This window comes from Bacteroides luti (genome assembly GCF_900128905.1).
GTDB lineage: Bacteria > Bacteroidota > Bacteroidia > Bacteroidales > Bacteroidaceae > Bacteroides > Bacteroides luti.
This window is the reverse complement of the sequence record NZ_FQTV01000018.1, coordinates 35597-50169: the sequence shown is the minus strand read 5'-3', so window position 1 is coordinate 50169 and position 14573 is coordinate 35597. Positions and strand designations below refer to the sequence as shown.

Below are 14573 nucleotides of genomic sequence, written 5' to 3'. Positions count from 1 at the left end.
ACAATAAAATGTGATTTCTATTGTTTTTATCTCAATTTATTGAACAATTAAAGTTCTTTCGTTTAGTCATGTTCAATTTCTTATTTTCTAATGGAGATGCTCATTTAAAGAATTTCTCTATACTTGAAACTAAAGATGGAGACTTTCGCTTAGCTCCGGCTTACGACCTTTTAGACACAAGAATCCATATCGATAATACAGAGTTTGCCCTTGATAAGGGATTATTTAATAGAAATAAATACAAAAAATATGTTCTATTTACTATGCAAAAAGTTGAATAAAAAAAACTCACTTTGTATAAGCACACCAATGTTGGTTAATGTTTATAAATAAAAACAAGAATAATCTCAGTTCAACTAATATCTAGCAATCAAGGCATTTTCAAATAATTCAAAATTACTTATCAGGATATTAATGAGGGTGTAAATGAATTTGTCAAGCAAGAACTAAGACAAAATAAGTAATCCCTGATTCTAATAAAATCAGGGGGTTATATAAAACTCTTATATCCTGTAATTAGCATATTATTAACTATAAATCATTATTAATGATTACTAAGGCCACTCAATATAGCGATTGAATAGCAATCGAAAGAACTGGAACTTTGTATCGGAATTATAATAAACAAAATTTGAAATAATGAAGATGAATAAGTTACTACTCTTTTTATTCTTTTCTCTAGAGTTTACATGGGAAAAAATCCAATATTTGTGTGCTGCATTTTCTTATATTTAAGAAATGGGGAAAAGTCATTTTTTAATAAATAAAAAAATAGTAGCTATAGATATCTATTAATTATTATATTTGCATATATTTTTACAACTTAAATATGCCAACAAGGACACCATAAAGCATGAAAGAAACAGAATTACAGAATTATCTAAAACAACAATTTCCCATTGAAAATGAATCTTGTGAATGGAAAGAGTTTTCCAAGCTAAAGCATTTTATAAGAGGGAATGAAGGAGAAGATATTATTTCATATATTTCTGCAATCTCAAATATGAATGGAGGACATCTCATTATAGGTGTTGAAGATAAAAGCCTAAAAATAAAAGGCATTCAAGATTTTGCTAGCTTCACGAAAGAGAATGTTATCAGAACATTATTAGATAGTTGTACAAATCTTAGCTCAGAAGGTTTATTCGTTGATGAATATTTCACAGAAGATACTAACAAATATGTTTGGATTCTGCATATCCCTAAACATCAAAAAAGATTACCGGTTTATGCCCATAAGAAAGCATGGCAAAGAATTGGAGATAGCTTAATAGAAATGAGAAAAGAGAGAAAGGAAACTATTCTTGCAGAAACTACTTCAATTGAAGATTGGAGTGCAAACATTATTGAAGAAGCAACAATTACCGATCTTGATTCTGATGCCATTGCTAAGGCCCGAAACGAATACAAGAAACGTAATCCTAAATATGCGGAAGAGGTTGATAACTGGAGTAATGAAATTTTCTTGAACAAAGCAAAACTTACTCGTAATGGAAAAATAACAAATGCAGCTCTTATATTACTTGGAAAAGAAGAATCAGAGCATTTTTTGAGTCCTTCTGTTGCTAAAATAAGATGGAATCTCAAAACGCTTGACAACCAAGATAAAGATTTTGAAATTTTTTCTATTCCATTATTACTATCTGTAGAAGAAGTTTTTCGTAAAATCAGGAATCTAAAATACAGATATTTGAGAGATAGTACTTTGTTCCCTGAAGAATTATTGAGATATGAACCTTTTAATATCCGAGAACTTATACAGAACTGTATTGCACACCAAGACTATACAAAAGGTGCAAGAATAAATGTTGTTGAATTTGAAGATGACCATTTAGTATTTTCTAATTATGGAGAATTTATACCTAAATCTGTAGAGACCGTTGTAACAGAGGATTCGCCAGAAGAGTATTATAGAAATCCATATTTAGTGGAAGCTATGAGAAATCTTAATATGATAGATACACAAGGTGGAGGAATTAGGAAAATCTACAATTTTCAGCGTGCCAGACTTTTTCCCATGCCGGACTATGATCTTTCAGGCGGAAAAGTAAAAGCAACCTTAACTGGGCGTATTCTTAATGAAGAATTCGCAAAAATATTAATAAATACCCCAACCCTATCTCTTCAAGACATTATTACTCTCGATAAGGTACAGAAAAAACGTCCTATTTCTGAGCAAGAGTATAGATATATTAACAAACTTGGATTTATTGAAGGGAGAAGACCTAATATTTATCTATCATATAAAGTCGTAAAATCTACAAAAAATGAAAAACTTAAAGCTCAATACATAAAGAATAAAAGTTTTGATGACAACCATTTTAAAAGAATGATTATTGAATATATTAAGAAATACGGGAGTGCATCAAAAGCTGAAATAAGTGAGCTTTTGCATGATAAACTATCTGATATTTTAAACGACCAACAAAAGGATAGAAAGGTGGGGAATTTACTTTCTGCATTGAAAAAGAATGGAAAAATTGAAAATTCAGGCTATTCTAAATGGAAGCTAATTTAGTTATGTTTTAGTTATGTTTTAGTTATGTTTTAGTTATGTTTTAGTTATGTTTTAGCAATTATGTAAGAATGGAACCGTCTAGAGAATATTCACTTTATTCAATTATTAAGAAACGAATAAAATGATTGAAGTCATGAGACAGCAAATTAGCAATCAAAGAACGAAACACTTTTAGAGAAAACAGCAAATCGTTAAAATATGGAGAAAAGAATTTATATACGTGGCAACATTCTAATCACTGCTACTCACAAGCTAAAATATTTTGATATGATTTGCTTAGCTGATGAATCCTATGCTGAAGATGCTACAAAAGTAATTGAAGGAGACATTGTTATAGACAATAATTATGAGACATTCAGTGATACAACTTATATTGCATCTGGTGGAATCACACAAATAACTCCGAGAGAAGTACCTGATATGCCTGAAGATATTCTTGCCACATACAAATATTCTATTGAAAATCTAGAAAAGTTACTCACCCTGCATTTGACACCAGAGATGTCATTTACATTAAATCAACAATTATTTATTGGGGCATTTGGCGCGATGGAAGCTTTCTTATGTGATATGTGTTTGTGTTTTATAAAACGATCTCCTATTTATACAACAAATTATTTAAAAATTTGTCCGTCACTTAAAAATGAAAAAATTAAACTCTGCGATATTTTTGAAGAATATACTAAAATAGAGAGCAGAATTAATGAATGTGCTCAAGATATGGTATATCATAATCTGTGGATTGTAAAGTCTATTTTTGAAGGTACATTCAATATAAAATTTCCTTCAATAAGTGCCATAGTTCCATATATAGAAACAAGGCACGATCTTGTTCATAGAAACGGAAAAAGTAAAGATGGCAGTTATGCCTTTATCGATCTCCATAAACTGAAATCATTGATTTCTGAAATAAATAAGTTTGTAGAGAGTACTTTTGATGCTTTTAAAGAATGTAACCTTTGAAATTCTATCCACCCACCAACTCATACCCTACTAGCTTACCCTGCAAAGCTCGTACTCGACCCAATTTATAGGATAAAGCTGCATCATTCCATATAAAATGAGGCCATTCATCTTGCTGCCATATATAAACTTTTCTCATATTCGCCGCATATTTTGCGGCGAATACAACTATTATTCACCGCAAATGCCACTTTAGCAACTTAAAACTATATACACCAGTTGGTATACTTTAACCTTACTCCTGAGAAGTTTATACCCATTTTTTCAAAAAAATGGTTCGAAATAGTGAGGGATGAGCTCAAAAGTGAGGGTTGCAAATTCATCCCTCACTTATAAATCACTAATGTGCAACAAGTTGTGCGAATGGTGAGGGAGTGAGGGTAAATATTTTAATGTTAGTGAATGGCTTGTGAATTATTGGGTTTTTATTTTATCCTGTAGATAAGGTTTTGTATTTTTGCAATATAACTAAATACAGAAAAGATTTTATGAAATATAATTTTGATGAGGTTATTGACCGCACTGGTACTGATGCCTTGAAGCTTGAAGCACTGAAACCAAGATGGGGAAGAGATGACTTACTGCCTCTATGGGTTGCCGATATGGATTTCCGCACGCCACCGTTTATAATGAATGCAATAAAGGAACGTTGTGAAAAAGAGGTTCTTGGCTACACCAGCAAACCAGCTTCTTATTATCAGGCTATTGAGAATTGGCTGTTTACAAGATATGACTGGAAAGTTTCAAAAGAACTGATTAGCTTCACTCCGGGAATCGTAGTTGGACTTGCTCATGTTCTAAAATGCTTTACCCAGCCAGGCGATAAGGTTTTGATTCAAAGTCCGGTTTATCATCCGTTCTTTCTTGTAACAGAGCATAATTATCGCGAGGTTGTGCGTAACCCGCTGATTTTGGAAAATGGTCAGTACAAAATGGATCTGGATCATTTTAAGGAAGCTGTAAAAGGATGCAAGCTGTTCATCTTATGTAATCCTCACAATCCGGGCGGAAGAGTGTGGACAAAAGAGGAACTGGAAGCAGTTGCTGAAATTTGTTACGAGAGCGGAACAATGGTTATCTCTGATGAAATTCATGCCGATCTTACACTGAAAGGATATACGCATACTCCTTTTGCTAAGATTTCAGAGAAAGCCAGAATGAACTCTATAACATTCATGTCACCAAGTAAAGCATTTAATATGCCGGGACTGGCTAGTTCTTATTGCATTATTGAGAACGATGAAGTAAGAAAAAAATTCAGAAATTACCTCAACGCAAGTGAGTTTTCGGAAGGACATATATTTGCATTCATAACTGTTGCTGCGGCCTACGAACATGGTACAGAATGGTTAAATCAATTGCTTGATTATATTCAGGGAAATATTGACTATGTGGATAACTATCTGCAAAAAAATATGCCGCTTATTAAAGCTATTCGTCCGCAAGCTTCTTACCTGGTATTCCTTGATTGCAGGGAATTGGGATTTAACCAGGAGGAACTGGTAGACTTCTTTGTTGATAAAGCACATCTGGCTTTGAATGACGGATCGATGTTTGGTAAAGAAGGTACTGGATTTATGCGTATGAACGTAGGATGTCCGAGATCTATTCTGCATCAGGCTCTCACTCAGTTACAGGAAGCATACAACAATAAATTTGTAGGCTAAAAATATTGCCCTGACAGTCGGTTTTGTCCTTTATACGGTAAACTACTGTCAGAGCTTTTTATATCTATCTACTAAATACCTAATCCGTCTGTAAAAAGTCCTTCTACTGCTTTTTGTTGCAGAATATTTGAGTAAGGAGGCAAAGGAGTTGTTAACCACACATTACCACCAATCACTGTATTGTGCCCAATCACAATCCTACCTAAAACAGTGGAATTGGAATAGATTGTAACATTATCTTCCAAAATAGGATGACGAGGAATATCCTTTGCATGAGCTTTATCTGCCAGAATACTTTTTGCACCCAACGTTACACCTTGATACAACCTTACGTGGTTACCTATTATACAAGTCTCGCCTATTACTACCCCAGTTCCGTGGTCGATACTGAAATACTCGCCTATCTTTGCAGCCGGATGAATATCAATACCGGTTTCGGAATGTGCAAGTTCTGAAATAATACGGGGAATTGTAGGAACTCCAAGTAGCAACAATTCATGAGCCACACGATGATTTATCAGCGCTTTTATAGTTGGATAAGAGAATATGACCTCTGCATAACTTTTTGCAGAGGGATCTCTGTCGAAGGTTGCTTTTACATCTGTGCACAGCAACCGTTTTATTTCCGGAATCTTATCTATAAAAATAAGAGCCAGTTCTGAAGCTTTCGATTTTATATCTTTTCCCACTGCATATTGTGAACTAAAGCAGATACCGTTATATATCTGTTCTGTCAACAATGAATATAGTTTTTCTGTATTCATTCCTATATGATACTTCAGCGTTTTTTGATTAGCTATTGAATCGCCAAAAAATCCAGGAAAAATAATCGATTTTATAAGCTCTACTATTTCTGCGGTTTTTTCGATTGACGGCAGTGGCTTATCATGTCGGGGTATATATTTATATTCTTCTGTTGAATGTTGAGAAAGTATATCTACATTCTTCAATATGGTTTCTGTTGGACTTAACATAATGATTCTGCTGTTTAGTGATTGTTTACTTTAAATGTAATATTCTGTAGGATCTATCAATCTGGCTTTTACTGCATAGATTGTTAGTGCATGAATACTGGAAATTCCCAATTTCCGAAAAATGTTTTTCCGGTGCGTTACTACCGTATGATAACTGAGACTACGAATTGAAGCTACTTCTTTTGTTGTTTTTCCACCGGCTATTAAGGTTACAATATCCTTTTCGGTAGGTGTAAGATGGATATCTTCAAAAGTGGATTTTACAGGTGTACTGTTTTTGCGCATTAAAACATTCAGCAATTCTGACTGAATATAGTATCGCCCTTTTAAAGTATAGATGATTGCAATTTTAAGTTCTTCCAGCTCAACACTTTTTAGAATAATATTCGATTGCATATCTTCTGCAAAAAAGCCAGTTCATCTTCCTTAAACTGATCTCCAATAAAAAGTTTACGTATACTTTGGTGTCTCTGAAAAAAAACAATCAGTTCGTCTTTATCTGCAAAATCAAACAACTCTACATCCATAATAAGCATAACCTCTTCCTGGGATAGTTTATCCAGTAAATCTTCCAGGTCTTGCTTATCCTGTGATTCTATAACGGAATCGACAAGCTCATTCTTCTCAGCCCATGTTTTTAAAGCATAGGATGTAAGCGGCTGATTATCCGCAATGATAAGAGTTGTTTTAGTCATCTTCTTTAGATTAGGAATTAAATACGTCTTTCAATCTTTTTATGAAGGTACAAAGATATACCATGATGAATGAAAGATAAATCCCCTTTAGATGGCATTTAACTACCACATTTATGGTAATAGCAAAAGCAACACATTTTTGGTATATGCGTTAAGCTGAATACACAAAAATAATCTATAAAGATAGAAAAATAGTCCAGAATTATAATATAAACAATTACTAATCAATCATTTAAACAAAACTAATACAAAACTATCATTAGACAAATTTTCTATTAGAATAGACTATTTTACATGAGCACAAAACATATATTCTTTTAATTCGCAACCGGTAGCCAATCAAAAGTTTATAATCATAACCGCTATTATAAATCTAAAAAGTAAAAACATGAAAAACAGTAAGAATCTAATTCTTAGAAAAACCAAGATGGAAAGAAGATTCTGCATTGCCAGAATGGCGATAGCTCTAGGTCTTCTAAGTGCCTCTCCTCTTATGGCCGGAAACAGTTCCGGAACCAATTTATTAAGTCCCTATTCTGTGAACAAACAGCAGACAAAGAAAATAACCGGAGTTATTGTCGATGCAAAGGGAACACCTATTATTGGAGCTTCTATTAAAGTAAAAGGAACACAAGCAGGAGCAATAACAGATTTAGATGGAAAATTTGAATTATCAATAGATCCTTCAAGCAAAGTACTGGAAGTGACTTTCATCGGAATGAAAAAAGAAGAGGTTGCTATTGGAAATAATTCGAAATTTACAATAACAATGTCTGAAGAAAGCGTAGGACTGGATGAAGTTGTAGTAGTTGGTTATGGTACCCAGAAAAAAGCAACGGTAACTGGTTCTGTATCTCAGGTGGGAGGTGACGAACTGAAAAAGGTTGCTTCAATAAACTTAAGTGGTGCTTTAGCAGGAAAAACAGCCGGTATTATTTCAAACGTTCGTTCTGGTGAACCGGGTGAAGATGGTGCCAGTATTTTAATTCGTGGTAAAGGAACTACAGGAAGCACTGCTCCGCTGATTGTGGTCGATGGTGTGGCCGATCGTAGTTTCAGCCGTTTAAATCCTGAAGATATTGAAACTATTTCTGTACTGAAGGATGCTTCTGCTGCAATCTATGGTGCCCGTGCAGCAAATGGCGTAATTCTTATTACTACCAAACGTGGTAAAGAAGGAAAAGTGAAGATCAATTATAGTGGTAATGTAGGTTTCACTCAACCAACACGCGTTCCTGACATGTTGAATGCTTTCCAATATGCTACATATATAAACGAATATGACAGAGGACATGATATGTACGAAACATATTCAAAAGATGTGCTTCAGAAACTGCAAGATGGATCGGATCCTATCAATTATCCTAGTACAAACTGGTGGAAAGCTGTTTCTAAAGATTGGGCTACCAAAACTCAACACAGTTTGTCAGTAACCGGCGGTAACGAGAATGTTTCTTTCTATACATCTGTTCAGTATTTATGGCAAGATGCTATCTACAAAGAAAGTACACAGAATTACAGCCAATATCAGTTTACTACAAATGTAGATGCCAAGGTTGGCAAAAAAGCTAAGTTTAGCTTTGATATCTTAGGACGCCAAGAAGTGAGAAACAGAGGTGTATTTGATACAGATTACTTGTTTGGCAAATTCCTGTCAACTTCTCCAATGGCTGCTGCTTATTATCCTAATGGATTGCCTAGAAGTGGTTACGATGGAATTACCAACAATGCAGCAATAATGGTTACAGATAAACCGGGTACAAACAAACTAAAATACAACATCCTTACTTTAAAACCGACCTTCCGTCTTGATCTTGATCAGATTACTAAAGGTTTATACGTAGAAGGATATGCAGCTTTGGACTTCTCTTTCAGAACAGGAAAGAGTTTAAATACTCCTTATGACTTGTATTTATACAACAACTCAAGCGGAGAATATGAAAATCAGAGATCGGGTACAGGAGCTATCAGTGTAAACTCTTGGGCTGACAATTCTAATACTATCACCTTAAACGGACGTTTGGGATATAGTCGTACATTTAAAGAGGCTCATAAAATTGATGCTTTTGTAGCTTACGAACAAAGCAAATATAACTTCAGTTCTGTTTCTGCATACCGCACAAATTATATTTCGGCTGCTATTCCTGAAATTTTTGCGGGAAGTGGTGTGCCTAAAGACAAAGATAACGGAGGATACTCAGATGCATCGGCTCGCAGAAATGTTTTCGGACGTATCAACTACAGCTATAACAACAAATATCTGGCAGAATTCACTTTACGTGTTGATGGTTCACAAAATTTTGCCAAAGGTCATCGTTGGGGTACTTTCCCTGGTGTTTCTGCCGGTTGGGTTATTTCTGAAGAAAACTTCTTCGAGGGAATTAAGCCAGTTGTAAGTTTCTTAAAATTAAAAGGATCATGGGGATTAATGGGTAACGATGCTGTACCAGCATACCAGTTCCTTACAGAATATGGCTTAGGAAATGGGGCTACTTTTGGTACAGAAAATGCTGTTAACAAAAGCACATATATGGTTAGAACAGCCAACCCTCTTATCACATGGGAAAAGGCTCAGACTTACAATATTGGTATCTCTACCCAGTATCTTGACGGAAAATTTGGATTAGATATTGATTATTTCAAATCTAAGAGACATGACATTCTGATTTCCAGAAATGCTTCAGTGCCTTCTTACACCGGACTTACTCTACCTCAGGAAAATTTAGGCAAGGTTAATAATCAGGGTATAGAGCTTGTTGCAAATTATCAGGACAAAGCTGGCGACTTTAAATGGGGTGTAAGTGGTAACTTTACCTATGCAAAGAATAAGGTAGTATACGTGGACGAAGCAAAAACAACTCCTGCATGGCAAAAAACAGAAGGTCATCCAATTGATGGATTTGTTTTATACGAAGCAACTGGTATCTATCAAACACAGGAACAAATAGATAAAACTCCACACATTGCTGGGACACAACCTGGAAATCTTATTTATAAAGACAGAAATGGTGATAATAATATTACTTGGGATGATGCATATCGTGTAAACAAGTCAAGTACTCCTCAAATTATGTACGGTTTCACATTAAATGGTTCATGGAAAGGATTTGATCTGAACATTTTCTTCCAGGGACAAGCATTGGCTAAGCAAATTATTCAGCCAAGTATGAACATGGTTACTGATTTTTATAATGGCAGATGGATTGACACAAATACTGCAGAACAAAATGCAAAAGCAAGATGGCCAAGAGCTTTCATAAAACAGACTTACGGTGATGCTTTCAATGGAGTTACTTCAACATGGTGGATGAGAGATGCAAGCTTCCTGAGACTTAAATCTCTGGAATTAGGTTATACTCTTCCTAAGAAAGTAACAAAATTGCTAAGTATAGAAAATATGAGAATTTATGCAAACGGTAATAATCTATTCTCTATAGATAACATAAAGATCTGTGATCCTGAAGTTCCAGACGGTGTTGCTGGTACAAACTTCTACCCACAACAGAGAATCGTCACTGTTGGTGTAAACGTCACTTTCTAATTTAACTAGTAACTCTAAACTTATAAAGAAATGAAAAAAATATATATATGCGCAGCCATGATGATGGCTGGAATCTTCAGCTCATGCACAGATATACTGGATCAGAGTCCGCTCAATTCATATACTGATAGTGCTATTTGGGGTGATTTAGCTCTATCGGAAACATTCCTGAACGACCAGTACAATAGTGTAGAAGCTGAAACTCAGAAAGGATCACGATTTGCAAGTTATACAGAAGAAGTTTATCAAATGCATAAATATGGCACAGAGTCTATCCAGCAAGGTTTACTCTCTCCAGATCAGTCGAATATCGGATGGGATGGTTCAACATGGAATCCATGGTCTTTCTATTTCAAGGCTATTCGTAATACCAATATATTCCTGGAAAATATTGGTAGAGTACCTGCAACTGGTGAAGAAAATATTAAATGGAAAAACGAGCAAATTGGTCAGGCGTATTTCCTGAGAGGATTCTTCTATTGTCAGCTTTACAGCTTATTTGGCGAAGTGCCACTTATAAAGAATTCATTTGGACTTAATGACGATTTCACCAAACAGGTTCGGGTCCCTAAAGACGATGTTGCAGAATATATCGTTTCACAGTGTGACAGTGCCGCGATGTATTTACCTGTAAAGTATAGCGATGATAGCGACCTGGGAAGAGCTACAAAAGGAGCTGCACTGGCATTGAAAGCAAGAACACTTTTGTATGCAGCCAGCCCACTTTTTGGCACTCCATCTCAAGCTAAGTGGAAAAAAGCATCTGATGCAAACAAAGCTGTTATTGATCTGAAAGATGAAAGCGGTGCTCCGGCTTATTATCTGCAAGATGTATCAACCAGTGAAGATTATGCAAATTTGTTTATTGACAGCCAAAATCCGGAGGTTATTTTTGAAAAGCTATACAACATTCAAGGTGAAGGTGCCTACAATAATTCATATCTGTTCCAAACCCCATGCGGAACAGGAAGTGGCTTTAATGGATGGGGAAACTTCCAGGCTACTCAAGAGATTGTTGACCAGTTTGAAATGGCCAATGGAGCACCTTATGTAAGAGGATCTGAAAAAGAAAATCCTTATGTGAATAGAGATTTACGTTTCGCTGCAACCATATTTACTGATGGATCTACATGGGGATACCGTGCTGATGAAAGAGAAGTAGAGTGTTTCTTTGGAGCTGAAGAGGGAGTGCCAAACGGAAAAGACAGCCGTCGTGGAGATTCATGGTGGAATGGTACTCAAACAGGTTATTATATCAGAAAATTCCTTGATAGAAATTATGATACTTATGCAACTGATGCTCCAAGCACTCCTTATTTCATGTTCCGTTTAGCTGAATTCTATTTGAACTATGCAGAATGTCAGATTGAATTAGGTAACACACCCGAAGCTGTTGAATATATCAATAAAATAAGAAGACGTGTTCACATGCCAGATATTACAGGTGATAATATTGTAGCAAAGTATAGACATGAAAGACAGATTGAGCTAGTATTCGAAGGACAACGTTGGTTCGATATCAGACGCTGGATGATTATTGAAGATATTTATAGCAAACCTGTTACTGGTATGATTATCTGGAAACATAGTGACGGAAGCAAAACTTATGAACTGAATCCTGAACCTATCGAATACAGAACATTCCATGCTCCAAAAAATTATTGGTTGCCGATTCCTAGATCTGAATTAAGAAAAGCTCCACAATTGGATCCAGCTCCTTATCAATAGGGTTAATAACATCAGAATGCCTTGAATTATTTAAGGCATTCTGATAAAAACAAATTTTATTTTGAACAAGATTTCTTTTACTGTTGAAACATGAAAAAACTTCTGATAATAACATATCTATTCTTACTGGCAATATCAGCAAAAGCACAAATGTTTTTCGGAGAGAATCAGAGCAAACAGGATTCTATCTTTGAAAGTCTGGCTGCCACACCGCCAATGGGGTGGAACAGCTGGAATAAGTTTGGCTGTGATGTGAATGAAAATCTTTTAAAGCAAATGGCGGATGCTATAGCTAACTCAGGAATGAAAGATGCCGGATATCAATATATTGTAATTGACGATTGCTGGCAGGTTGGCCGTGATAAAGATGGAAACATTATAGCTGATCCTAAAGCTTTCCCAAACGGTATTAAAGCATTGGCGGATTATATTCACAGCAAAGGATTAAAGCTTGGGATATATTCGTGCGCTGGTTCTCTGACATGTCAGGGAAGACCTGGCAGCAGAGGATATCAGTTTCAGGATGCACGCCAATATGCAAAATGGGGAGTTGATTACCTGAAGTATGACTGGTGCTCAAATGAAGGTCAAAATGCAGAAGCGGCATACAGGACTATGAGCGATGCTCTCAAAGCTTGTGGACGACCTATCGTTTTCAGTATTTGTGAATGGGGCGAAAGTCAGCCATGGAAATGGGCAAAAGGTGTAGGACACTTGTGGCGTACCACTGCCGACATTCGTGATTGTTATCAATGCAAATTCGATTGGGGCGGTGTTGGTGTTCTTGATATCATTGATACTTTAGCCGAATTATACCTTTATGCAGGACCTGGTCATTGGAATGACGCAGAGATGCTTGAAATTGGTAATGGTGGAATGACAAAAGACGAATACATCACTCATTTTTCAATGTGGGCAATGTTGGCAGCTCCATTAATGGCTGGTAATGATCTTCGTTCTATGGATAAAGATACCAAAGAGATACTTACAAACAAGGAAGTTATTGCTGTTGATCAGGATAGTCTTGGACAACAGGCCAGACGCTTTATGGATATGGGAGATCATGAGATATGGGCAAAGCCTTTGGCTAAAGGTGAAGTTGCCGTATGTTTCCTTAACCGTACTGATCACGAATGGCAACTTGATTATAACTGGAAGAAAGATGTGATGTACTTTGCGACTGATGTGAATATTCACAAAAATGAATATACAATCAGGGATTTATGGAAACATAAAGATATTGGCACAACAGCTGCAAATACAAAATATAACATACCTGCGCATGGAGTACTAATGGTGCAGTTAAACCTTAAAAAATAAATCTAATCTAAAAGGGATGAAAATATTTAAGAATATAAGATTGATAGTAGTTGCAACAATGGTTACACTGGTTGGCTGCGGTTCGGCTTCTGGCAATGATCCGGAGATCAATAAACCTGATACTGAAAAGCCTGAATATACCGCAGACTATGATGATGGAACTACAATCTATATCAATGTAAAAATTGCTGTTGACAGAAAAGGCTGGCAAACACAATCTCCAGCTTTTTTTAAAGAAAAACTAACTACTCAATGGAACGAAATCAATGCGCGTTTCAATAATTGCGATAAAAAGCATCAGCTTAAAAGAAAATATATTTTCAAACCTGACCTCGACGATATTATTGTTTATGACGGCTGTTCATATTGGGGTGAAAATGGTGCTGATACCAAAGCAATTCAACGAATGGACAAAAACATATTCAAGCTGGTTGTTATCTATGATTTCTTCTACGAAGGTGCTGAAAAAGGTGAATACGGCGGTGGATGTGGCAACAATAACGGAATTGGAACAATATTGGTTATCAATGCATCTGAAGGTATGAAAAACAAATACAACGATCATTTCAACCAATACACTTATCGTGCCATTACTCATGAATTGGGACATTTCCGCGGAGTTATTGATTTGTATGCCGATGTTGTTGAAGGGAAAAACAATCCTGTCAATGGTGAAGGATTCACTCCCCCTCGCTGTCTTATGAACGATTATTGTTACACTCCTGACGAGGAAAGCAGTTGGAGTGATTATGCAATAAAAATTATTAATATGGTTGGTAACACCAAACAAAGTGGTCTTATTGACGAGTTAATGTATCGGGATTTTGCTGATAATATGATTATAAAAATGACAATTAACGGAACACCAGCCAACGGGAAAATTGCTCTTTATCCGGCAACTTACTCATACGAGACATGGTGCAACACTGTTAGTAAAACTCCATATTGTACTTACAATATACAGAATGGTAGTTATACTATAAACAATCTCAGAGGGTTGTTCTTTAAAAATCCTGAGAATAAATGGGACAGAAGACAGGTATTTCTGGTTGAAGCAACTACTGTTGACGGACAAAAGAAATATACCTGGATATCTGATTTCATGATGCATAATAGTGGAATGGATGGAAATAAAACTTATGAGGTAAAATTTGACTTTTAAAAGTG

11 protein-coding genes and 1 pseudogene are annotated in these 14573 nt (G+C 35.6%); 8 read left to right on the top strand and 4 right to left on the bottom strand.

All coding sequences use genetic code 11. From position 1 onward, the window contains the following. Positions 1-38: 38 nt before the first annotated feature. The 3 genes and pseudogenes from BUC21_RS14200 to BUC21_RS14190 all read left to right on the top strand — a co-directional run. Positions 39-236, top strand: a pseudogene (locus BUC21_RS14200) (HipA domain-containing protein); the annotation flags it as partial. A gap of 617 nt (positions 237-853) precedes the next feature. After that, entirely contained in the window at positions 854-2518 is a 1665-nt protein-coding gene (locus BUC21_RS14195) for an RNA-binding domain-containing protein (RefSeq protein WP_073403601.1), read from the top strand. Positions 2519-2716: 198 nt separating this feature from the next. Then, positions 2717-3481: a HEPN domain-containing protein gene (locus BUC21_RS14190; protein ID WP_073403599.1), complete on the top strand. Its 765-nt coding sequence runs from the start codon at positions 2717-2719 to the stop codon at positions 3479-3481. 4 nt (positions 3482-3485) lie between these two features. Here BUC21_RS14190 and BUC21_RS14185 read toward each other — a convergent pair whose 3' ends face one another. After that, positions 3486-3620: a DUF4172 domain-containing protein gene (locus BUC21_RS14185; protein ID WP_083547715.1), complete on the bottom strand. Its 135-nt coding sequence runs from the start codon at positions 3618-3620 to the stop codon at positions 3486-3488. Between the two features lie 349 nt (positions 3621-3969). Between BUC21_RS14185 and BUC21_RS14180 the strand changes: the two genes are divergently transcribed. Next, positions 3970-5148 (top strand): MalY/PatB family protein, encoded by a 1179-nt coding sequence (locus BUC21_RS14180; protein ID WP_073403597.1) that lies wholly within the window; start codon positions 3970-3972, stop codon positions 5146-5148. Between the two features lie 71 nt (positions 5149-5219). Here the strand turns inward: BUC21_RS14180 and BUC21_RS14175 are convergent, their stop codons facing one another. From BUC21_RS14175 to BUC21_RS14165, 3 genes are read right to left on the bottom strand one after another with little or no spacing between them, the layout of a single operon-like run. After that, complete coding sequence (locus BUC21_RS14175) at positions 5220-6122, bottom strand: serine O-acetyltransferase (RefSeq protein ID WP_073403595.1); 903 nt, start codon at positions 6120-6122, stop codon at positions 5220-5222. 30 nt (positions 6123-6152) lie between these two features. Further along, on the bottom strand, positions 6153-6518 hold the full coding sequence (locus BUC21_RS14170; protein WP_073403594.1) for a helix-turn-helix transcriptional regulator: 366 nt from the start codon (positions 6516-6518) through the stop codon (positions 6153-6155). Continuing rightward, positions 6497-6817: a response regulator transcription factor gene (locus tag BUC21_RS14165; RefSeq protein ID WP_073403592.1), complete on the bottom strand. Its 321-nt coding sequence runs from the start codon at positions 6815-6817 to the stop codon at positions 6497-6499. Before BUC21_RS14165 ends, BUC21_RS14170 begins: the two co-directional genes overlap by 22 nt. A 388-nt stretch (positions 6818-7205) precedes the next feature. Between BUC21_RS14165 and BUC21_RS14160 the strand changes: the two genes are divergently transcribed. From BUC21_RS14160 to BUC21_RS14145, 4 genes are all read left to right on the top strand, one after another. Beyond that, positions 7206-10358, top strand: coding sequence for a SusC/RagA family TonB-linked outer membrane protein (locus BUC21_RS14160; RefSeq protein WP_083547714.1), 3153 nt, complete (start codon positions 7206-7208; stop codon positions 10356-10358). Positions 10359-10388: 30 nt separating this feature from the next. Then, positions 10389-12086, top strand: a complete 1698-nt coding sequence (locus tag BUC21_RS14155) for a RagB/SusD family nutrient uptake outer membrane protein (protein WP_073403590.1) — start codon at positions 10389-10391, stop codon at positions 12084-12086. 90 nt (positions 12087-12176) lie between these two features. Further along, entirely contained in the window at positions 12177-13406 is a 1230-nt protein-coding gene (locus tag BUC21_RS14150) for a glycoside hydrolase family 27 protein (RefSeq protein WP_073403589.1), read from the top strand. A gap of 16 nt (positions 13407-13422) precedes the next feature. Beyond that, a complete protein-coding gene (locus tag BUC21_RS14145) occupies positions 13423-14568 on the top strand; it encodes a hypothetical protein (RefSeq protein ID WP_073403587.1) in 1146 nt (381 codons plus the stop codon). Positions 14569-14573 lie beyond the last annotated feature (5 nt).

What these genes read in the sequence shown, in the direction of transcription:
- BUC21_RS14165 (WP_073403592.1), bottom strand. Translation starts at nt 6,817, where the DNA reads ATGACTAAAACAACTCTTATCATTGCGGATAATCAGCCGCTTACATCC.
- BUC21_RS14195 (WP_073403601.1), top strand. Translation starts at nt 854, where the DNA reads ATGAAAGAAACAGAATTACAGAATTATCTAAAACAACAATTTCCCATT.
- BUC21_RS14170 (WP_073403594.1), bottom strand. Translation starts at nt 6,518, where the DNA reads ATGCAATCGAATATTATTCTAAAAAGTGTTGAGCTGGAAGAACTTAAA.
- BUC21_RS14155 (WP_073403590.1), top strand. Translation starts at nt 10,389, where the DNA reads ATGAAAAAAATATATATATGCGCAGCCATGATGATGGCTGGAATCTTC.
- BUC21_RS14150 (WP_073403589.1), top strand. Translation starts at nt 12,177, where the DNA reads ATGAAAAAACTTCTGATAATAACATATCTATTCTTACTGGCAATATCA.
- BUC21_RS14175 (WP_073403595.1), bottom strand. Translation starts at nt 6,122, where the DNA reads ATGTTAAGTCCAACAGAAACCATATTGAAGAATGTAGATATACTTTCT.
- BUC21_RS14180 (WP_073403597.1), top strand. Translation starts at nt 3,970, where the DNA reads ATGAAATATAATTTTGATGAGGTTATTGACCGCACTGGTACTGATGCC.
- BUC21_RS14190 (WP_073403599.1), top strand. Translation starts at nt 2,717, where the DNA reads ATGGAGAAAAGAATTTATATACGTGGCAACATTCTAATCACTGCTACT.
- BUC21_RS14160 (WP_083547714.1), top strand. Translation starts at nt 7,206, where the DNA reads ATGAAAAACAGTAAGAATCTAATTCTTAGAAAAACCAAGATGGAAAGA.
- BUC21_RS14185 (WP_083547715.1), bottom strand. Translation starts at nt 3,620, where the DNA reads ATGAGAAAAGTTTATATATGGCAGCAAGATGAATGGCCTCATTTTATA.
- BUC21_RS14145 (WP_073403587.1), top strand. Translation starts at nt 13,423, where the DNA reads ATGAAAATATTTAAGAATATAAGATTGATAGTAGTTGCAACAATGGTT.